This is a genomic window from Pseudomonas sp. MS15a(2019) (assembly GCF_013277805.1).
Lineage (GTDB): Bacteria > Pseudomonadota > Gammaproteobacteria > Pseudomonadales > Pseudomonadaceae > Chryseomonas > Chryseomonas benzopyrenica.
In genome coordinates this window covers 19,891-38,721 of sequence record NZ_VBTN01000014.1, presented here as the reverse complement: position 1 = coordinate 38,721, position 18,831 = coordinate 19,891, and the positions used below count along the sequence as shown (strand labels likewise).

Here is an 18,831-nt window from a genome sequence, read left to right as displayed (position 1 = left end):
ATGACCCTGAGTGCGGCGGACTGGGCGGCGATCCGCCTGACCCTGGAACTGGCCAGCGTGACCACGCTGCTGCTGCTGGTGCTGGGCACGCCCCTCGCCTGGTGGCTGACGCGCACCCGCTCCCGGCTCAAGGGGTCCGTCGGCGCCCTGGTGGCCCTGCCGCTGGTCTTGCCGCCCACGGTGATCGGCTTCTACCTGCTGCTGGCCATGGGGCCGGAAGGCTGGGTGGGGCAGTTGACCGAAGCGCTGGGCCTGGGTCGGTTGCCCTTCACCTTCGCCGGACTGGTGGTGGGTTCGCTGTTCTATTCGCTGCCCTTCGTGGTGCAGCCGCTGCAGAACGCCTTCGAGGCCATCGGTCCACGTCCCCTGGAAGCGGCGGCTACCCTCAGGGCCGGCCCCCTGGATACCTTCTTCCATGTGGTGCTGCCGCTGGCGCGGCCGGGCTTCGTCACCGCCGCCATCCTCGGCTTCGCCCATACCGTGGGCGAATTCGGCGTGGTGCTGATGATCGGCGGCAACATCCCCGGGCGCACCCAGGTGGTCTCTACCCAGATCTTCAATCACGTGGAGGCCATGGAGTATCCCCAGGCGCACCTGCTGGCCGGCGGCATGCTGGCCTTCTCCTTCGTGATCCTGCTGCTGCTCTATGGGCGCCGCGGGCGGTCGGCCTGGACATGAGTCTCGCGGCGAGATTCCAACTCACGCACCCGGGGTTCACGCTGGACGTGGACCTGGCGTTGCCCGGCAGCGGCGTCACCGCGCTGTTCGGCCCCTCGGGCTCGGGCAAGACCAGCTGCCTGAGGTGCGTGGCCGGCCTCGAACCCGCGGCCCGCGGGCGCCTGGTGGTGGCCGGCGAGACCTGGCAGGACAGCGACCGCGGCCTGTTCCTGCCGCCGCACCGGCGCGCCTTGGGCTACGTCTTCCAGGACGCCAATCTGTTCGAGCACCTGGATGTGCGCCGCAACCTGCTGTTCGGCTGGAAGCGGGTGGCGCCCGCCGCGCGCCGGCTGGCGCTGGAGCAGGTCGTCGAGTTGCTGGGCATCGAGGGACTGCTCGCGCGGATGCCGGCGCGTCTGTCCGGCGGCGAGCGCCAGCGGGTCGGCATCGCCCGCGCGCTGCTGACCAGTCCGCGGCTGCTGCTGATGGACGAACCCCTGGCGGCGCTGGACGCCGAGCGCAAGGCCGAGATCCTGCCCTACCTGGAACGCCTGACCCGGGAACTGGCACTGCCGATCCTCTATGTCAGCCATGCCCCCGACGAGGTGGCGCGGCTGGCCGATCACCTGGTGCTGCTGGAGCGGGGCCGGGTGCTGGCCAGTGGGCCGACCACCGAGGTGCTGGCACGCCTTGACCTGCCCATCGCCCTGGCCGACGACGCCGGGGTGGTGCTGGAAGGGCGGGTGCTCGGCCATGACCCGGACTACGGCCTGCTCAGCCTAGGGCTGGCGGGCGAGCAGCGCGTGCTGCTCGCCCATGCGCCGCTGCCGCCCGGGCAGGGGCTGCGCATCAAGGTGCTGGCGCGGGATGTCAGCCTCAGCCTGGAACGCCAGCACAGCAGCATCCTCAATGTGCTGCCGGCCACCGTCGCCGAGATCGCCCCGACCCGTTCGCCGGCCCAGGTGCTGGTGCGCCTGGACCTGGGCGGCACGGCGCTGCTGGCGCGGATCACCCGCTATTCGCGGGAGCGGCTAGCGTTGCAGCCGGGCAGCCGGGTCTGGGCGCAGCTCAAGTCGGTGGCGGTGCTAGCCTGAGCCTGGGGTTGGCCCGAGCCGCTCCAGCAGAAAATCCACCAGCGCCCTGACCGCCGCCGGCAACTGGCGATCCGGCGGATAGAGCAGCCAGGCGGTACCCTGGTAGGGGCCAAGGTATTGCCAGTCGGGCAGTACCCGCAGCAGGCTGCCGTCGGCCAGGCCGGCTTCGGCGGCAAAGGCCGGCAGGCAGGCGATGCCGAGGTCGGCGAGGGTGGCTTCCAGGCGCACGCCGCTGTGATTGCAGGCCAGGCGGCCGCGCACCGTCACGCTTTCCACCCGGTTGCCGCGGCGCAGTTGCCAGCGCTGGTCGCCCGGAGTTTCGCCCAGGTACAGGCAATCGTGTTCGGCCAGTGCCTGGGGCTGCTGCGGCGTGCCGCGCCCTTTTAGATAAGCCGGGCTGGCGCAGAGCACGAAGTCCATCTCCCGCAGCGGTCGGGCGACGAAGCCGGCAGGCGGCTGCTCGGTGATGCGCACCAGCAGATCCTGGTCGTCGGCGATGGGGTCCAGCGGGCGGTCGTCCAGGCGCAGTTGCAGATCCACTTCGGGATAGCGCTGGAAAAAGTCCGGCAGCAGCGGCGCTATCAGCCGGTAGCCGACCGCCTTGGGCACCGCCAGCCGCACCTGGCCGCGAGGTTCTTCGCGGTGCTGCAGGCCACTGTCCAGTGCCGCGCCGGCGGCGGTCAGCAGTTGGCGGCAGTGGCCAAGCACCTCGCGGCCGGCCTCGCTCAGGCGCAGCTGGCGGGTGGTGCGCTGCAACAGGCGTACCCCCAGCTCCCGTTCCAGCCGTGCGACCTGGCGACTGACCGCCGAGGGCGTGGCGTCCAGCAGCCGGGCGGCGGCGGTGAAGCTGCCGGTCTCCACCACCTTGGCGAAGGCGATCATGCAGGGCAACAGGGGAAGGGCGCGCAGAAGGTCCATACCAAAATACACGGGAAGCAATGGGGTCGGGAAGACTGTCATTGCTTCCCTGGCGGAACAAGAGCTATACACGCGAACGAGCTTATGGTGCATACCTGATGTGGGCACACTGGCGGTCTGTTCAAGGAGAAACCGTCATGTCGCAACGCCCCACCTTCGGCCTCGCCGAAGGCCTGCTGCTCGCCACTGCTTTGGTCTGGGGGACCAGCTATGCCGTGGTCAAGGACGCCGTGGTGCTCTATCCGGTGCTGGGCTACCTGGCGCTGCGTTTCTGCCTCACCGCGGCGCTGTTGCTGCCCACCCTGAGGGGCGAGGGCCGACGGGCCTGGCGACCAGGAATACCGACCGGTCTGTTGCTATTGGCGATCTTTCTCGCCGAGACCTATGGCGTGGCCCTGACCAGCGCCAGCAACGCCGCCTTTCTCATCAGCCTCTGCGTGGCCCTGACGCCCTTCGCCGAGTGGTGGCTGCTCGGCCAGCGCCCCGAGGCCCGCGCCCTGGGCGCCGCGGCGCTGGCGGTGGCGGGCGCCGGGCTGCTGACCCGCGGGGTGACCCTGAGCTTCAACCTGGGGGACGGCCTGATCCTGCTGGCGGCCGTGCTACGAGCGGTCAACGTCTGCGTGGTGCGCCGGCGTCTGCAGCAGGCCAGTGCCCCGGTGCCGGCCCTGGCGCTGACTGCGGTGCAGACTGGCGTGGTGGGCCTGGCCTGTCTGCTGCTGTTCGTCCTGGGCCCGGGTCTGGCGCCGCTGCCCGTGCAGCCAGGCTTCTGGCTCGCCACCGGCTACCTGGTGCTGTTCTGCACCCTGGGCGCCTTTCTTGCCCAGAACTATGCCCTGGGCCGCACCAGCGCCACCCGCGTCGCCCTGCTGATGGGCGCCGAGCCGCTGTTCGGCGCGCTGTTCGCCAGCTTCTGGCTGGACGAACGCCTGGGCCTCTGGGGCTGGGTGGGCGGCCTGCTGATCGTCATCGCCTCGCTGTGGGGGACGTTGCCGCGGCGGGCGCCAGACTATTCGAACACGATCCGCGGGAAATAGAAGCCAACCACCCAGTTGGGCACGTCGACGATCTCGCTGATGCGCAGGTCGCCACAGACCGAACAGAGCAGATAGGCCTGTTCCGCCGGCAGGTTGCGGGTCTGCCCGAGCCAGTCGATGGCGCCGCTGACGGCCATGCGCGCCGCAGCCAGCAGGTCCGGCCCGACGCCGGCGAAGACCTCGTAACCGGCGCCGTCGAGGTGGCGGGTGACCGGCCCCGGGGTGCTGAAGCGCGGCATGGCCAGCGGTTGCTGCTTGATCAGCTCGAAGGTCGCGGTGACCGCCATGGCGGTCTCGATGGCGGTGCCGCAGACCTCACCATCGCCCTGGGCAGCATGGGTATCGCCGATGGAAAACAGCGCCCCGGCTACCTCCACCGGCAGGTAAAGGCTGGTGCCGGCGGCCAGGTCGCGGATATCCAGGTTGCCGCCCACCCGCCGCGGTGGCACTACCGAGTGCAGACCTGGCGCAGCAGGAGCCACCCCCAGGGTGCCGGCGAAAGGCTTGAGCGGGACCCGCGCCAGCTCGCCGAAGGCGGCCGGTGTCTGCCCGCTGCGGTCGTAATGCCAGAGCTGCAGCACCGGGTCCGGAAACTGGTCGGCGAGCAGGCCGAAGCCGGGTATGTTGGCGGTCCAGCCAAAGCCGCTGGGGGTGAAGCTGTCCAGCGTCACCTTGAGTACATCACCGGGCTCGGCACCCTCGATCCACAGCGGGCCGCAGACCGGATTGACCCGCTCGAAGGGCAGGGTGGCGACGTCGGCGGCGCTGGAGTGGGCGTGGAAGTGGCCGTCCGCCGCGTCACGGCAGGCAAAGCTCACCGTCTCGCCCGGCGCGACCTCCAGCGCCGGGGCGAGGCTGTGATCCCAGCCGCAATGGCAGTGCTGGCTGTGCAGGGTCTTGATCATCGGGAGCCTCCGCGGCGGGTCTGTGCCTAATGGACGGCGTCGTTCGCCTTGAATTCCGTGGTCCGGCCGCTGAGCCTGAGGAAGGCCAGCACGGCCAGACCCAGCACCATCCAGCAGCTGCCGCCGACCTTGGCGTAGATGTCGGCGTTGAACAGCACATAGGCGAGGACGATGAAGCCGACCAGCGGGACCAGGGCGTACAGCAGCGGGCGACCGGAGCCGCGGTGATGCCAGGCCACTGCCACATGCAGGAGCAGGAAGGCGGTCAGCGCACCGAAGTTGCACATGGAGGCGAGCAGGTTGATCTGGCCGACAAAGAACAGTCCCAGCACCAGACTCAGGGCCGCCACCAGCAGGATGGCGCGCTGCGGCACCCGGGTCTTGGGATGGATCTGGCGCAGGAACTGCGGCAGTTGGCGGTCGCGGGCCATGGCGAACAGCAGCCGGGAGGTGGCGGCCTGAGCCACCAGGGCATTGGCGATGGCGGCACCGATGGCCACCGCCAGGGCGATCACCACCTGCAACCAGGGGCCGGCGATCAGTCGGCCGATCTCGTAGAAGGCGTTGTTCGAGGCATCGGCGTCGGGGTACTGGATCAGGTTGGGTTGCAGCAGGGCGGCCAGCCAGGTCTGCACCATGAACAGCGCGGCCACCAGGGTCAGGGCCAGTAGGGTGGCGCGGCCCACCACGCGGCTGCCGCCGCGGGTTTCTTCGGAGAGGGTGGAGATGGCGTCGAAGCCGAGAAAGGACAGCACCGCCACCGACAGGGCGCTGAAGATCAGCGGCAGGGAGAATTCCTGGGAGTTGTACAGCGGCTTCAAGGTCCATTCGGCGCCGTTGACCCCGCGGCTGATGGCCAGGGACGCCAGCACCACGAACACCAGCAGCACCGCCAGCTGGCCATAGAGGAACAGCCGGTTGGCGCGGGCGGTGGTCTCGATGCCACGCAGGTTGACCAGGGTGTTGAGGCCGACGAAGAAAACGATCCACAGCGGCTGGGGAATGGCTGGGATGACGTTTGCCATGGCGTTGGCGCCGATCACATAGAGCAGGGTGGGTACCAGCAGGTAGTCGAGCAGGATGGCCCAGCCGGCGAGAAAGCCCAGCGCCGGATGCAGGCCGCGACCGACGTAGGCATAGATCGAGCCGGCCACCGGAAAGGCGCGCGACATCTGCTGGTAGCTGACCGCGGTGAACAGCATGGCGACGAAGCCGATGAGGTAGGTGAGGGGCACCATGCCATGACTGGCATCGAACACCCCGCCAAAGATGGAGAAGGGGGCGATGGGCACCATGAACACCAGACCGTAGATCAGCAGGTCCTTCAGCCCGAGCTGGCGCTTGAGTTCCTGGGTGTAGCCGAAGCGGGCGAGGTCGGCGCTGTCGCCGGACGGAGCGTGCTGAGTCATGGGGGCTTCCTCGAAGGGGCGGGGTAGGCTCGACTCTAGGCCAGGGTGGATGCGGGCCCCATCCATAAAAGTGCTAGGTTTGCAGCAGCGCTGGCGTGACTGGCAGAACCTTTGCTTCGCGTTCCCCATCGTGATCCAGGGGAGGAGCTCCAAGATGCATGCCGATCTGCTCACCATTAGCCGCCGCCTCGTCGGATTGCCCACGCTCGACGCCTGTCTGGATACGGTGCAGGCCAGCGCTGATCGCCTCGGCTGCAAGGCGCTGATCTACGACTACGCCCCGGTGCCGCTGAGCCACGAGGGGGTGCTCATCACGCCCTCGGTGTTCAAGGTGCGCAACGCCCCGGCGGACATGCAGGCCTTCTGGTGCGAGCGCGGCTATTACCAGATCGATCCGGTGCAGCAGTGCGCCAGCCGGCGCGCGGCACCCTTCGTCTGGTCGTTTCGCAGCGAAACCCGTAGCGCCCTGCGCGAGTATCTGGGTGACAGTCATCGGCCGGTCACCTGCTATGTGCGGGACAGCGGCCTCGCTACCGGGGTGACGGTACCGCTGCACCTGCCCGGCGGTGCCTTCGCCACCCTGACCGGCATCCTCGATGCCGATGCCCCGGACGCCGAGGCCGCCGGCGAAGCCTGTCTAGGCGCCTTTCTGGTCCTCGCCCATGCCTTCCAGGCCCGCGCCGACGAATTGCTCGCGCCCGCCGAGCGGCGCTGCGGCCAGATCCGCCTGACACCGCGCGAGCGTGAATGCCTGCAGTATTCCGCCAAGGGGCTGACCGCCAAGCGCATCGCCGCGACCCTCAACCGCTCCACCGCCACGATCAACCTGCACCTCAACTCCGCCGCCCGCAAACTGGGCGCGCGCAACCGGGTCGAGGCGGTGGTGCGGGGATTGCACTATCGCCTGGTAGAAGTCTGAGCGACTTGGCCAGATCCGTGGGCCGTTCGACCTTGTGACACTCCCGCTGCGGCCTGACACTGGGGCCTCATCTGCCAAGGAGAGTCCCCATGAGCGCTGCCCGTCCCCCCGTTCCTCCCTTTACCCTGGAGTCCGCCCAGCAAAAGGTCCGCGCCGCCGAAGACGGCTGGAACAGCCGCGATCCGGCCAAGGTGGCCCTGGCCTATACCGCCGACAGCCGCTGGCGTAATCGCTCGGATTTCCTCCAGGGCCGCGCCGCCATCGAGGCCTTTCTCACCCGCAAGTGGCAGCGCGAGCACGAGTACCGGCTGATCAAGGAGCTGTGGGCCCATGACGGCGCGCGCATCGCCGTGCGCTTCGCCTACGAATGGCGGGATGAAGACGGCCAGTGGTACCGCACCTACGGCAACGAGAACTGGCACTTCGACGACCAGGGCCTGATGGCCGAGCGTCACGCCAGTATCAACGACCTGCCGATCAGCGAGGCCGAACGGCTGTTTCACTGGCCCCAGGGGCGGCGGCCGGACGATCATCCGGGGTTGAGCGACCTGGGGTTGTAAGACTTGGATAGGGCGTAGCCTGGACCGGGTCGCAGCCTTGTCCACCGGGTGCGGCTTTAGGTCTCGGTGGAAAACGCGACGGATGACCCACCGCGAAGGCTGGCCATCCGCGACAGCAGGCCGGATCTAGTCAGGGCGCTGCTCCGGATTGCGCCGCAATCGCCCCACCACCCGCAGCACCAGCACGAAGAACACCGGCACGAAGATCAGCGCCAGGGTGGCGCTGAGCATGCCGCCGATCACCCCGGTGCCCACCGCCTGCTGGCTCGCCGAGCTGGCGCCGGTGGCCAGGGCCAGCGGTACCACGCCGAGGATGAAGGCCAGTGAGGTCATGACGATGGGCCGCAGGCGTAGCCGGGCGGCACGGCAGGTGGCCTGGTACAGGTCCATGCCGCCGTCGTGCAGGCTCTTGGCGAATTCGATGAGCAGGATGGCGTTCTTCGCCGTCAGGCCGATCACCGTGATCAGGCCGACCTTGAAGAAGACATCGTTGGGCATGCCCCTCAGGGTCACCGCCAGCACCGCGCCTAACACCCCCAGGGGCACCACCAGCAGCACCGCGGTGGGAATCGACCAGCTCTCGTAGAGGGCGGCGAGGCAGAGGAACACCACCAGCAGCGACAGCCCCAGCAGCACCGGTGCCTGGCCGGCGGAGAGGCGTTCCTGCAACGACAGCGCCGTCCACTCCAGGGCGAAGCCCCGTGGCAGCTCCGCGGCCAAGCGTTCCAGTTCGGCCATGGCCTCGCCGGTGGTGTGACCGGGCAGCGGCTCGCCGGACAGGCTGATGGCCGGATAGCCGTTGTAGCGCGACAGTTGCGCCGCACCCTGGGTCCAGTCGGCGCTGACGAAGGCGGACAGGGGCACCATGCGCCCGTGCTCATTGCGCACCTCCAGGCGCAGCAGGTCGTCCACCTGGCTGCGGCTGCCCAGCTCGGCCTGCACGATCACCTGCTGCATCCGGCCGCGATTGGGAAAGTCATTGACGTAGCTGGAGCCCAGGGCGGTGCCCAGGGTCTCGCCGAGGGCGGCGAAACCCACTCCCAGGGCGGCGGCCTGGCGGCGATCCACCACCAGTTGCACCTGGGCGCTGTCGGCCAGGGCCGTTTCCCGCACGTAGGCGATGATCGGATTGCCCGCCAGCTTGGCCTGCAATTCATCCCGCGCTGCCTTGAGCGCCGCCTGGCCGCGATTGGACCGGTCCTGCAGGCGCACCTCGAAACCGCTGGAGGTGCCCAGGCCTTCCACCGGCGGTGGCAGCACGGCGAAGCCCAAGGCCTCGCTTTCGCCGGCCAGGGCGGCATTGGCGCGCTCGGCGATGGCCGCGGCGGAATCGGCCGGGCCGCGGGCGGACCAGTCCTTGAGGGTGGTAAAGGCCAGGGCGGCGTTCTGGCCGCTGCCGGAAAAGCTGAAGCCGAGCAGGACGAGATCGTTGGCCACCCCCGGCTCCTCGGCGTAATGGCGCTCCAGGCGCTCGATCACCTTGAGAGTGCGCTCCTGAGTGGCCCCGGGCGGCAGCTGGATGTCGGTGATCAGATAGCCCTGATCCTCGGTGGGCAGGAAGGCACCGGGTAGCCGGCCATAGAGCGCTATCAGGGCCGCCAGCAGGACGGCGAACAGCACGAGATTGGGCAGCAGGCGGCGGATGGCGCGGGCCACCCAGCCCTCGAAACCGCCGGTCAGGCGCTCGAAGCCCCGATTGAAGGCGCCGAAGAAGCCGCTGCGGGCATGGGCACCCTGGGCAATCGGCTTGAGCAGGGTGGCGCACAGCGCCGGGGTCAGGCTCAGGGCGAGAAAGGCGGAGAAAAGGATGGCCACCGCCATGGACGCCGAGAATTGGCGATAGATGACGCCGACCGAGCCGCTCATGAAGGCCATGGGCACGAAGACCGCGGTCAGCACCAGGGTGATGCCGACGATGGCGCCGGAGATCTCGCCCATGGCCTTGCGGGTGGCCGCGCGTGGATCGAGGCCCTCCGTGGCCATGAGTCGCTCGACGTTCTCCACCACCACGATGGCGTCGTCCACCAGGATGCCGATGGCCAGCACCATGCCGAACAGGGTCAGCACATTGATCGAATAGCCCAGCGCCAGGAGCACGGCGCAGGTGCCCAGCAGCGCCACCGGCACCACCAGGGTCGGGATCAGGGTGTAGCGCAGGTTCTGCAGGAACAGGTACATCACCGCGAACACTAGCGCCATGGCCTCCAGCAGGGTATGGATGACCTGGGTAATGGAGATCTCGACGAAGGGCGCCGTGTCGTAGGGAATGTCGTATTTCATCCCGGGTGGAAAATACTGGGACAGCTCGGCCAGCTTGGCGCGCACGGCCTGGGCGGTGGCCAGGGAGTTGGCGGTGGGTGCCAGCTGCACCCCCACCGCCACCGAAGGCTTGCCGTCCAGCCGCGTGCCGAAATTGTAGCTTTGGCTGCCCACTTCGATCCGGGCCACGTCGCCCAGGGTCACGCTGGAACCGTCGGCTCCGGCGCGCAGCAGGATGCCGGCGAACTCCGTGGGGTCGCTGAGCTGGCCCTTGATCAGCACCGGCGCGGTCAGTTCCTGGCCAGCGGGGGCCGGTAGCTCGCCAATACTGCCGGCCGCCACCTGGACGTTCTGCTCGGCGATGGCCCGGGTCACGTCCGCCGGGGTCAGGCCGACCGCCACCAGGCGACTGGGATCGAGCCAGACGCGCAGGGCGTGCTCGGCACCGAACAGCTGGGCCTTGCCCACGCCGTCCAGGCGGCGCAGTTCGTTGACCACGTTGCGCGCCAGGTAGTCGCTCAGGGCGGTGGTGTCGAGGCGCTCGTCGGTGGCGGAGAGGGTGACGAACATGAGGTAGCCGGCCGAAGTCTCCTCGATCTGGATGCCCTGCTGGGTGACCGCCCGCGGCAGGCGCGGCTCCACCACCTTGAGGCGATTCTGGATGTCCACCTTGGCCAGTTCCGGATCGGTACCGGGCTGGAAGGTCACGGTCAGGGTGGCGCTGCCCTGGCTGCTGCTCGACGAGAAGTAGAGCAGGTGATTGACGCCATTGAGTTCCTGTTCGACGAGGCTGACCACGCTCTCGTCCAGGGTCTGCGGCGAGGCGCCCGGATAGGTCAGGTACAGCTCGATCTGTGGCGGCGCCACATTGGGGTACTGGGCCACCGGCAACTGCGGGATGGCCAGCAGCCCGGCGAGCAGGATGAACAGCGCCACCACCCAGGCGAACACCGGGCGGTCGATGAAGAAGTTGGCCATCAGCGCACCTCCGCCGTGGCGGCCTGGGCTTCCTGGGGTTCCACCACCAGGCCCGGCTGCGCCTGTTGCAGACCGGAGAGCAGTACGCGCTCACCAGCAGCAAGGCCGGACTCCACCACCCAGCGACCTTCGACCACCGGGCCCAGGCGCACCTCGCGCAGGGCGACCTGGTTTTCGGCATCCACCACCCAGACCTGGGCCCCGCCATCGACGCTGCGCTGCACCGCCTGCTGGGCGACGCTCAAACCCTGATCGAGGCGCGCCTGCTCCAAGCGGACCCGCACGAAGCTGCCCGGCAAGAGGTCGCGCCGTGGATTGGGAAACTGGCTGCGCAAGGTGATCTGCCCGGTGTTGGCGTCCACCGTGAGATCGGCGAACAGCAGGCGGCCGCTCTCGGGGTAGGGGCTGCCATCCTCCTGCAGCAGTGTTACCCGTGCCTGATCCGGCGCCACCTGCTGCAGCCGGCCGTCCCGCAGGGCATCGCGCAGCGCCTTGAGCTGGCGGGTCGACTGGGTGACGTCGGCATGGATGGGGTCCAGCTGCTGGATGATCGCCAGGGGTGTGGCATCGCCCTGGCCGACCAGCGCGCCCTCGGTGACCAGCGCCTTGCCGATGCGCCCGGCGATGGGCGCGGTGACCGTGGCATAGCCCAGATTCAGCCGCGCCCGCTTGAGCGCCGCCTGGGCCGCCGCCACCTCGGCCTCCGCCTGCAGGCTGGCGCCACGCGCGTTGTCCTGCTCCTGGCGACTGATCGCCTCGCTCTCGACCAGTGCCGCATAACGCTCGGCCAGGCGCCGCGCCTGGAAGGCGCTGGCCTCGGCCTTGCGCAGGGCCGCGGCGGCACTGTCCACCTCGGCTTGCAGCGGCGCCGGGTCGATGCGGAACAGCACCTCGCCGGCCTTGACCTCGCTGCCCTCGCGAAACACCCGCTGCAGCACGATGCCGGCGACCCGTGCCCGTACTTCCGCGGTCCGTGGCGCCACCAGGCGGCCACTCAATTCACTGGCGATGGCCAGGGGCTTGGGGTGCAGGGTCTCCACCTGCACCCTGGGCGCGGGCGGGGCGGCGGCTTCCTCGGCCGGACGGTCGCAGGCGGCGAGCAGCAGACAGAGCAGCACGAGGCTGCCAAGGGCAGGGCGGATCGGGGACATCGGGGCTTCCTCTAGAAGAGCGTCATGGTAGGCGCCTCGCGCAGGCCACCCTGTAAACGTCTGTAGGTCTCTTGTGAAAGAGTGTTAAGGCCTGCGCCCGCCGGTGCTGCGCTCGGCTATGCTCGGGCTTTGCCGCCATGAAGAGCTGCCGTGATCCCCTTGCTCATCGTCGAAGACGACGCCGCCCTGGCTGACCTCATCGCCACCTACCTGGGTCGCCAGGGCTATGCCGTGACCGTGATCGGCCGTGGCGACGAGGCCCTGGCCGCGGTGCAGCGACTGCGCCCGCAGCTGGTGGTGCTCGATGTCATGCTGCCGGGGCTGGATGGCCTGCAGGTCTGCCGCCAGCTGCGCGCCGCCCAGCCGGGCCTGCCGATCTTGATGCTCACCGCCTTGGACGACAGCCACGACCAGGTGCTGGGGCTGGAGATCGGTGCTGACGACTACGTCAGCAAGCCTTGCGAGCCGCGGGTGCTGCTGGCGCGCATCCGCACCCTGCTGCGCCGCTGCCAGCTGGGCGAGGTGGCCACCGATGATCGCCTGGTTATCGGCCAGCTGCGGTTGCTGCCGGGCGAGCGCCAGGTCTGGTGGCGCGACCAGCTGGTGGAGCTGTCGTCCACTGAATTCAACCTGCTGGCAGTCCTCATGCGCCATGCCGGCGAGGTGCTCAGCCGCGACCAGCTGATCCAGCAACTGCGCGGCATCGAATTCAACGGCGTCGACCGCTCGGTGGACGTGGCCATCTCCAAGCTGCGCCGTCGTTTCGAGGAGCATCCTGGCGAAGCGCGACGGATCAAGACCGTCTGGGGCAAGGGTTATCTGCTGTCTCGCGCCGAGTGGGACTAGTGTGATGTCTCAGAAGTTAACTGCGCAATTTTGGCGGCGCTTTTTGCTTCTGAGCGTCGTTGCCCCTCCTCGCATGGCCCTGCTATGACTCGTCGTGGCGCCTAGCCCATTCGGAGCGCCGAATCGAGCAAAAATCACTCGCCAATTCTTGCGCGAACTTCTGAGGCACCACACTTGATGCTCAAGATCCTCGTCCGCCTCTACCTCATCCTGCTGGTGACCTACGGCGCCGCCAGCTACCTGGTACCCGAGGCGCTGCTCAAGGTGTTCGACGAGCGTTACAGCCGCTACACCCTGGAACAACTGCATGGCCCGCTCAGCCTGGTTCAGCGCGCCTTCACCACCACGCCGCCGGAGCGCTGGCCGGCGCTGCAGGACGAACTGGCCGCGGAGCTGGCGCCCATCAGCCTGCGCCTGGTCCCGCGCGACGATCAGGCCCTCAGTCTGGAGGAGCGCGCAGACCTCGCTGCCGGCCAGCGACGGGTACGCCTGGGTGACTATGGCGAACCCAGTGCGGCCCTGGTGCCGCTGCCGGCAGATCAGGTGCTGTGGATCGGCATCCCCGAGGCGCCCACCGACATCGCCCTGACCTACTGGGCGATGAACGCCCTGATCGGCGCGGCCCTGCTGATCTGTCTCTATGTCTGGCTACGTCCGCACTGGCGCGACCTGGAGCGGCTGCGGCGCACCGCGGCACGACTGGGCAAGGGCCATCTGGGCGAGCGTACGGCCATCTCGCCGCGCTCGGATGTCGGCGAGCTGGCGCGGGCCTTCGATGACATGGCTCAGGAGCTGGAGGCGCTGATCGTCCAGCAGCGCGACCTGCTCAACGCCGTCTCCCACGAATTGCGCACGCCCTTGTCGCGTCTGGAATTCGGCCTGGCACTGTTGCAGGCCGATCCACTGCCCGCCGAGACCCACCGCCAGCTGGAGCAACTGGTCCGCCACGTCCGCGAACTGGATGCCCTGGTCGACGAACTGCTGTCCTTCGCCCGGCTGCAGAGCAGTCAGCAGCCGCCCGAACGCCTGGGCCTGGATCTCGAAGCCTTTCTCGACAGCGTGCTGGCCGACTTCGCCGAGGAGCAGGAGCGTCGCGGCGTCGAGGTGCACCTGGACATGGCGCAGGCGCCCATGCGGGTCGAGCTGGCCCCGCGGCTTACGGCCCGCGCCCTGCAGAATCTCGTCGGCAATGCGCTGCGCTATTGCCAGCGTGAGGTCTGGGTAACGGTCCGCCGTGACGGCGAGACGTTGCTGATCGCGGTGGAAGACGATGGCGAAGGCATCCCCGAGGCCGAGCGCGAGCGAGTCTTCGAGCCCTTCTACCGCCTGGATCGCAGCCGTGACCGTGCCACCGGCGGCTTCGGCCTGGGCCTGGCCATCAGCCGTCGCGCAGTGGAAAACCAGGGTGGCCGCCTGGACCTGAGCGCCGGTACGCGGGGCGGTGCGCGGTTCGAGATCCGCCTGCCCCTGCAGGCGCCCGCGGGGCTCGCCTGAGGCCGCCAGGGCCCCTACACTTGGCGCCCCCGCCCGCCTTGGATTCGCCATGCCAGAGCTTTTCGATCGCCATCAGCTGCAGCCGTTGCTCGACCGTATCGCCGCCGCCGCGCCGCGCCACTTCGGCGAAGGTCAAGTGGCCGACTACATCCCGGCCCTGGCCGAGGTGGCGCCGGATCAGTTCGGCATCGCCGTCTGTGACATCAACGGCAAGGTCTGGCGTGCGGGTGCGGCCGATACGGCGTTTTCCATCCAGTCGATTTCCAAGGTGCTCAACCTGGTGATCGCCATGCAGCGCCTGGACGAGCCCGACATCTGGACCCGCGTCGGCCGCGAGCCGTCCGGTCATGCCTTCAATTCCATGGCCCAGCTGGAAGAAGAGAAGGGCGTGCCGCGCAATCCCTTCATCAATGCCGGCGCCGTGCTGGTCTGCGAATTGCTGGTGTCACGCATCATGTCCATCCACTGGATGATGCGTGAACAGGCGCGGCGCCTGGCCGGCAATCCGGCCATCAATTTCGACGACCGGGTAGCCCGTTCGGAGATGGACCATAAGGCGCGCAACGCCGCCCTGGCCTATCTGATGAAGGCCTACGGCAATCTCCACAGCGAGGTGAACGACGTCCTCGACGTCTATTTCCATGGCTGCGCCCTGGCCATGAGCTGCAGCGACGTGGCCAGGGCCTTTGCCTTCCTGGCCAACGGTGGGGTCAATCCCCAGGATGGTCAGGCGGTGGTGACCCCCCAGCAGACGCGTCAGCTCAATGCCTTGCTGCTGACCTGCGGCCTCTATGATGCCGCGGGCGACTTCGCCTGGCGCGTCGGCCTGCCGGGCAAGAGCGGGGTCGGGGGCGGCATCGTCGCCATCGTCCCGGGGCAGATGAGCATCTGTGTCTGGTCGCCGCGGCTGGACAGCTATGGCAACTCGGTGGCCGGCCTGCGCGCCCTCGAAAGTCTGGTCGAGGGCCTTGGGGTGGCGCCGTTGGGCTAGTAGGCCATGGACAGGCTGAGGGTCACCTGGGGCACCACGCCGTCGGTCTCGCCCTCCGGACCGCTCAACTCGCGCAGGGCACCGTCGCGGTAGAGCGCCAGGGCCTCGGCCCGAGCGCTCCAGCGAGTGTCGCCCCAGCGGAACGGTTGCTCCAGCGCCAGGCCGGTGCGGGCATAAAGGCGGTCTCCGGAATCCGGTCCGTAGAAGCCGTTCCAGCCCACCCCCAGGGCACTGGGGAAACTCAGGCGCAGACCGCCTGGGGTGAGATCCAACCCCGGCTCCAGGCCGCCCTGGGTATAGAGGCCGCTGTCGCCCTGGGTGCGGGTGGTCACCGCCAGCCCCGGGCGCCAGGCGCCCAGGCCCGAGTCGGTCTGGTAGGCCAGGGTCAGGCTGGCCTCCTGGGTGGTGGCGGCGACATCATTGGGGCTGCTCTTGACCGTGTAGACGAAGCCGACCCTCAGACCTTCCGCCGGCGACACCACCAGGCCGAGCAGGTTGTTGCTCTCGTACCAGCGCCGCGGGCTGACCCGTTCCTCGCTGGACGGGCTGTGCAAGCCATTGCTGCTGCTGAACACCAGCCAGGCATCGGCGCTGCCGTCGACCCCCTGATGCAGATCCAGGGCGAAACCCGCCTGGACGTGCAGCGGGATGCGATCGAGGCTGGCGGCATCGTCATCGTAGTTGCCACGGGAAAAGTCACCGTTGCGCACGTCCACGCCCAGTTGCGGATGGAACCGCCCGGACGTTTCGCTGACCTCCACGCTACCCAGGGCGGCGTCTTCGCTCTCGATGGACGGCACGCTGCGTGGCGCGGCGGTGGCCTCCAGGGCCAGACCGCCCGCCAGCAGGCAGACGCAACGCAGCGGCGAAAAGAATGGCATGGCGGGCGACTCCGGGGGCGCGGGGCGCTCCGGGTGAGGCGCCATGGGGCATCGGACCGGGCCGTCGCAGAGCGGGTTCCGGGTTTCTAGAGCACCGGCGAAAACACCCGCGCCACGCGCATGGCCACCCGCCGCCAGCGGCGTAGGGCGGCGTTGTCCTCGGGGGTGAGTTCGCGGGAGCGACTGAAGTCCTGCTCCAGCATCTTGCGCACCTCCCAGGCGAAGGGGACGTCCATCACCATCACCATGACCTCGAAGTTGAGGCGGAAGGAGCGGTTGTCCAGGTTGGCGCTGCCCACCGCGGCCACGTCCTCGTCGATCAGCACCACCTTCTGGTGCAGGAAGCCCGGTCCGTAGCGGAATACCCGCACCCCGGCGTGCACCGCCTCGAAGGCATAGAGATAGGAGGCGGCGTAGACCACCTTGTGGTCCGGTCGCGAGGGCAGGAGGATGCGCACGTCGACCCCGCGCAGGGCGGCCAGGCGCAGGGCCGCCGAGACGGCTTCGTCGGGAATGAAATAGGGCGTGGTGATCCAGACCCGGTGGCGCGCCGAATGGATAGCCTCGACGAAGAACAGCGAGCAGGTCTCCTGGTCGTCCGCCGGGCCGCTGGGCACCACCTGACAGAGCACCCCGCCGTCCTCGTAGCGTTCCGGCAGCAGCAGGGTGGGCAGCCGCCGGGTCACCCAGTACCAGTCCTGGGCGAAGGTCTCCTGCAGGGTGGCCAGGGCCGGGCCGCGCAGTTCCAGATGGGTATCGCGCCAGGGCGCCAGGGGCGGCTTGAGGCCCATGTATTCGTCGCCGACGTTGAGCCCGCCGGTGAAGCCCACCTCGCCATCCACGATCACGATCTTGCGGTGGTTGCGGAAGTTGACCTGGAATCGGTTGATCAGTCCGCGGCGGTTGCTGAAGCCCTTCACCTCGCAACCGGCCTCGCGCAGCTTTTCCACATAGGCGCGCGGCAGGGCATGGCTGCCGATGGCGTCGTACAGCAGAAAGACCTGGACTCCAGCGCGGGCGCGGTCGAGCAGGGTGTTCTGCAAGGCCAGACCTAGGGCGTCGTCGTGGATGATGAAGAACTGCACCAGCACCACCTTCTGCGCCCCGCGGATGGCCGTGAGGATGGCGGCGAAGGTTTCCTCGCCGTTGATCAGCAGCCGCACCTGGTTGTTGGCGACGCAGGGGGTGCCGGTGAGGGCGGTCATGGCCTTGAGCTTGCGGTTGGCCGCGCTGCACTGCTGGGCGGCCATGGCCTCGGCGATCCAGGGCCGCCAGTCCAGCTCGGCGGCCTGGCGCGCCATCTCCTCGTCGGCCTGGCGCCGTGCCTTCACATAGCTGTCGAAGCGGCGCCGGCCGAACACCAGATAGGGAATCAGGCTGAGCAAGGGCATGAACACCAGCGCCATGGCCCAGGCCATGGCGCCCTGGGCGGTACGCACCGTAACAATGGCGTGGATCGCCGCGCTAATGCCGATCAGTTCGAGCACCAGGGCGATGTAGTGGAGATCGAGGGGCAGGGATGGCACGCGGGCGGCTCTCTTCTCCGGATGTATGTCAGAGGGGTTGGACCGCCCTCAGCACCACGAATTTCGGCGTGGCCGCGATCTGTTCGACGCGCTTGAACAGTCGCTTGAGCTTGACGTGGTAACCCAGGTGGCGATTGCCCACCAGCCAGAGTTCGCCCTGCTCGCTCAGCGCCGCCCGTGCCTGCTGGAACATGCGCCAGGCCAGAAAGTCGCCCACCACCTGTTGCTGGTGGAAGGGTGGATTGCAGAGGATCAGGTCCAGCGACCGCGGCGGCTGCTCGGCCAGGCCGTCGGCGGCGCGGATCGCCACCGGTCGCTCGCCGAAGGCCGCGGTCCAGTTCTCTTGCGCCGACTGCACCGCCATGTAGGACTCGTCCACCAGGGTGAATTGCGCCTCCGGATTGGCCAGGGCACAGGCCAGGGCCAGCACGCCGTTGCCGCAACCGAGATCGGCTACCCGGGCCTGGCCCAGACCCTGGGGCAGGTGCGGCAGGAAGGCGCGGGTACCGATGTCCAGACCCTCGCGGCAGAAGACATTGGCATGGTTGACCAGAGTCAGCGGCGGTGCATCCAGGCGATAACGACTTGGGTAGGGCGAGGCTACCGCCGGCCGCGACGCGGGCGTGGCAGATAGCAGTCGGGCTTTCTTCACCGCCAGCGAGGCCTGTACCGGGCCAATGTGCCGCTCCAGCAGGTCGCCAGCGGCGCGGGGCAGATGCTTGAGCATGCCGCCGGCGATCACCTGAGCGTCCGGCGCCAACTGGCCGTGCAGGCGGATCAGCTGTTCTTCCAGCAGGGCCAGGGTCTTGGGCACCCGTATCAGCACCAGATCGAAGGGCCCACCCGTCGCCTCGCTGGCCGGGACGAAGGTAACCGCATCGGCGGCGAGGCCATTGCGTGCCAGATTCGCCGCTAGGGCCAGGGCCGCCAGGTGCGAATCGCCACTGGAGGTCACCTGGGCATGGCCGGCCAGGCTCACGGCCAGGGCGCCAAAGGCGTCGTTGAGCACCAGCACCCGGGTGGCGGGAGCCAGGCCGCCCTCGGCGACCTGCTGCAGGAGGTACTCGTCGGCGGCGTCGAAGGCCTGCAGGGGATCGTCGCGGCGCGGTGGCTGACGGTCGAGTTCGAGGGTGGCGAAGGGCGAGACGAGAGAAGGCATGGTTTCTGTCGGTGTTTATCGGCGGCCCAGTGCGGGACAATGGCTCTAAG

16 protein-coding genes are annotated in these 18,831 nt (G+C 68.6%); 8 read left to right on the top strand and 8 right to left on the bottom strand.

Annotated elements, in window-relative coordinates:
* Entirely contained in the window at positions 1-678 is a 678-nt protein-coding gene (gene modB / locus FEZ61_RS20165; protein WP_017639074.1) for a molybdate ABC transporter permease subunit, read from the top strand.
* The gene (gene modC, locus FEZ61_RS20160; protein ID WP_037063009.1) at positions 675-1,751 is read left to right on the top strand and encodes a molybdenum ABC transporter ATP-binding protein; all 1,077 of its coding nucleotides are present in this window, start codon (positions 675-677) and stop codon (positions 1,749-1,751) included. The genes modB and modC overlap by 4 nt, the downstream gene beginning before the upstream one ends.
* Here the strand turns inward: modC and FEZ61_RS20155 are convergent.
* Positions 1,743-2,669, bottom strand: a complete 927-nt coding sequence (locus FEZ61_RS20155) for a LysR family transcriptional regulator (RefSeq protein ID WP_173150202.1) — start codon at positions 2,667-2,669, stop codon at positions 1,743-1,745. The two genes, modC and FEZ61_RS20155, sit on opposite strands and share 9 nt — an antisense overlap.
* A gap of 137 nt (positions 2,670-2,806) precedes the next feature.
* On the opposite strand from FEZ61_RS20155, the gene FEZ61_RS20150 reads away from it, so the two are divergent.
* Positions 2,807-3,703, top strand: coding sequence for a DMT family transporter (locus FEZ61_RS20150; protein WP_017639077.1), 897 nt, complete (start codon positions 2,807-2,809; stop codon positions 3,701-3,703).
* On the opposite strand, the gene FEZ61_RS20145 is transcribed toward FEZ61_RS20150, so the two are convergent.
* Positions 3,676-4,608, bottom strand: a complete 933-nt coding sequence (locus FEZ61_RS20145; RefSeq protein ID WP_017639078.1) for an acetamidase/formamidase family protein — start codon at positions 4,606-4,608, stop codon at positions 3,676-3,678. The genes FEZ61_RS20150 and FEZ61_RS20145 overlap by 28 nt on opposite strands.
* 26 nt (positions 4,609-4,634) lie before the next feature.
* On the bottom strand, positions 4,635-6,017 hold the full coding sequence (locus FEZ61_RS20140) for an APC family permease (protein WP_173150200.1): 1,383 nt from the start codon (positions 6,015-6,017) through the stop codon (positions 4,635-4,637).
* A 154-nt stretch (positions 6,018-6,171) separates the two neighbouring features.
* Between FEZ61_RS20140 and FEZ61_RS20135 the strand changes: the two genes are divergently transcribed.
* Both FEZ61_RS20135 and FEZ61_RS20130 read left to right on the top strand, forming a co-directional pair.
* Complete coding sequence (locus tag FEZ61_RS20135) at positions 6,172-6,936, top strand: LuxR family transcriptional regulator (protein WP_017639080.1); 765 nt, start codon at positions 6,172-6,174, stop codon at positions 6,934-6,936.
* Positions 6,937-7,025: 89 nt separating this feature from the next.
* The gene (locus FEZ61_RS20130) at positions 7,026-7,496 is read left to right on the top strand and encodes a nuclear transport factor 2 family protein (RefSeq protein ID WP_173150198.1); all 471 of its coding nucleotides are present in this window, start codon (positions 7,026-7,028) and stop codon (positions 7,494-7,496) included.
* Positions 7,497-7,622: 126 nt separating this feature from the next.
* Here the strand turns inward: FEZ61_RS20130 and FEZ61_RS20125 are convergent, their stop codons facing one another.
* Together FEZ61_RS20125 and FEZ61_RS20120 are read right to left on the bottom strand one after the other, a co-directional pair.
* A complete protein-coding gene (locus tag FEZ61_RS20125; RefSeq protein ID WP_017639082.1) occupies positions 7,623-10,733 on the bottom strand; it encodes a multidrug efflux RND transporter permease subunit in 3,111 nt (1,036 codons plus the stop codon).
* Positions 10,733-11,884: an efflux RND transporter periplasmic adaptor subunit gene (locus tag FEZ61_RS20120; RefSeq protein WP_173150196.1), complete on the bottom strand. Its 1,152-nt coding sequence runs from the start codon at positions 11,882-11,884 to the stop codon at positions 10,733-10,735. Before FEZ61_RS20120 ends, FEZ61_RS20125 begins: the two co-directional genes overlap by 1 nt.
* 153 nt (positions 11,885-12,037) lie before the next feature.
* Here FEZ61_RS20120 and FEZ61_RS20115 point away from each other — a divergent pair, with 153 nt between their 5' ends.
* The 3 genes from FEZ61_RS20115 to glsB all read left to right on the top strand — a co-directional run bounded on the left by FEZ61_RS20115 (position 12,038) and on the right by glsB (position 15,215).
* Positions 12,038-12,730 (top strand): response regulator, encoded by a 693-nt coding sequence (locus FEZ61_RS20115; RefSeq protein ID WP_173150380.1) that lies wholly within the window; start codon positions 12,038-12,040, stop codon positions 12,728-12,730.
* A gap of 177 nt (positions 12,731-12,907) precedes the next feature.
* On the top strand, positions 12,908-14,224 hold the full coding sequence (locus FEZ61_RS20110) for an ATP-binding protein (RefSeq protein ID WP_173150194.1): 1,317 nt from the start codon (positions 12,908-12,910) through the stop codon (positions 14,222-14,224).
* A gap of 49 nt (positions 14,225-14,273) precedes the next feature.
* A complete protein-coding gene (gene glsB / locus FEZ61_RS20105; RefSeq protein ID WP_173150192.1) occupies positions 14,274-15,215 on the top strand; it encodes a glutaminase B in 942 nt (313 codons plus the stop codon).
* Here glsB and FEZ61_RS20100 read toward each other — a convergent pair.
* The 3 genes from FEZ61_RS20100 to FEZ61_RS20090 form a co-directional block, all read right to left on the bottom strand.
* Positions 15,212-16,096 (bottom strand): hypothetical protein, encoded by an 885-nt coding sequence (locus FEZ61_RS20100; protein WP_173150190.1) that lies wholly within the window; start codon positions 16,094-16,096, stop codon positions 15,212-15,214. The genes glsB and FEZ61_RS20100 overlap by 4 nt on opposite strands.
* Positions 16,097-16,182: 86 nt before the next feature.
* Entirely contained in the window at positions 16,183-17,622 is a 1,440-nt protein-coding gene (cls, locus tag FEZ61_RS20095; RefSeq protein ID WP_017639088.1) for a cardiolipin synthase, read from the bottom strand.
* 28 nt (positions 17,623-17,650) lie between these two features.
* Positions 17,651-18,781, bottom strand: a complete 1,131-nt coding sequence (locus FEZ61_RS20090; protein ID WP_017639089.1) for a class I SAM-dependent methyltransferase — start codon at positions 18,779-18,781, stop codon at positions 17,651-17,653.
* Positions 18,782-18,831: the final 50 nt, after the last annotated feature.

Coding starts and splice junctions, on each gene's coding strand:
- modB (WP_017639074.1), top strand. CDS start 1: ATGACCCTGAGTGCGGCGGACTGGGCGGCGATCCGCCTGACCCTGGAA.
- modC (WP_037063009.1), top strand. CDS start 675: ATGAGTCTCGCGGCGAGATTCCAACTCACGCACCCGGGGTTCACGCTG.
- FEZ61_RS20155 (WP_173150202.1), bottom strand. CDS start 2,669: ATGGACCTTCTGCGCGCCCTTCCCCTGTTGCCCTGCATGATCGCCTTC.
- FEZ61_RS20150 (WP_017639077.1), top strand. CDS start 2,807: ATGTCGCAACGCCCCACCTTCGGCCTCGCCGAAGGCCTGCTGCTCGCC.
- FEZ61_RS20145 (WP_017639078.1), bottom strand. CDS start 4,608: ATGATCAAGACCCTGCACAGCCAGCACTGCCATTGCGGCTGGGATCAC.
- FEZ61_RS20140 (WP_173150200.1), bottom strand. CDS start 6,017: ATGACTCAGCACGCTCCGTCCGGCGACAGCGCCGACCTCGCCCGCTTC.
- FEZ61_RS20135 (WP_017639080.1), top strand. CDS start 6,172: ATGCATGCCGATCTGCTCACCATTAGCCGCCGCCTCGTCGGATTGCCC.
- FEZ61_RS20130 (WP_173150198.1), top strand. CDS start 7,026: ATGAGCGCTGCCCGTCCCCCCGTTCCTCCCTTTACCCTGGAGTCCGCC.
- FEZ61_RS20125 (WP_017639082.1), bottom strand. CDS start 10,733: ATGGCCAACTTCTTCATCGACCGCCCGGTGTTCGCCTGGGTGGTGGCG.
- FEZ61_RS20120 (WP_173150196.1), bottom strand. CDS start 11,884: ATGTCCCCGATCCGCCCTGCCCTTGGCAGCCTCGTGCTGCTCTGTCTG.
- FEZ61_RS20110 (WP_173150194.1), top strand. CDS start 12,908: ATGCTCAAGATCCTCGTCCGCCTCTACCTCATCCTGCTGGTGACCTAC.
- glsB (WP_173150192.1), top strand. CDS start 14,274: ATGCCAGAGCTTTTCGATCGCCATCAGCTGCAGCCGTTGCTCGACCGT.
- FEZ61_RS20100 (WP_173150190.1), bottom strand. CDS start 16,096: ATGCCATTCTTTTCGCCGCTGCGTTGCGTCTGCCTGCTGGCGGGCGGT.
- FEZ61_RS20090 (WP_017639089.1), bottom strand. CDS start 18,781: ATGCCTTCTCTCGTCTCGCCCTTCGCCACCCTCGAACTCGACCGTCAG.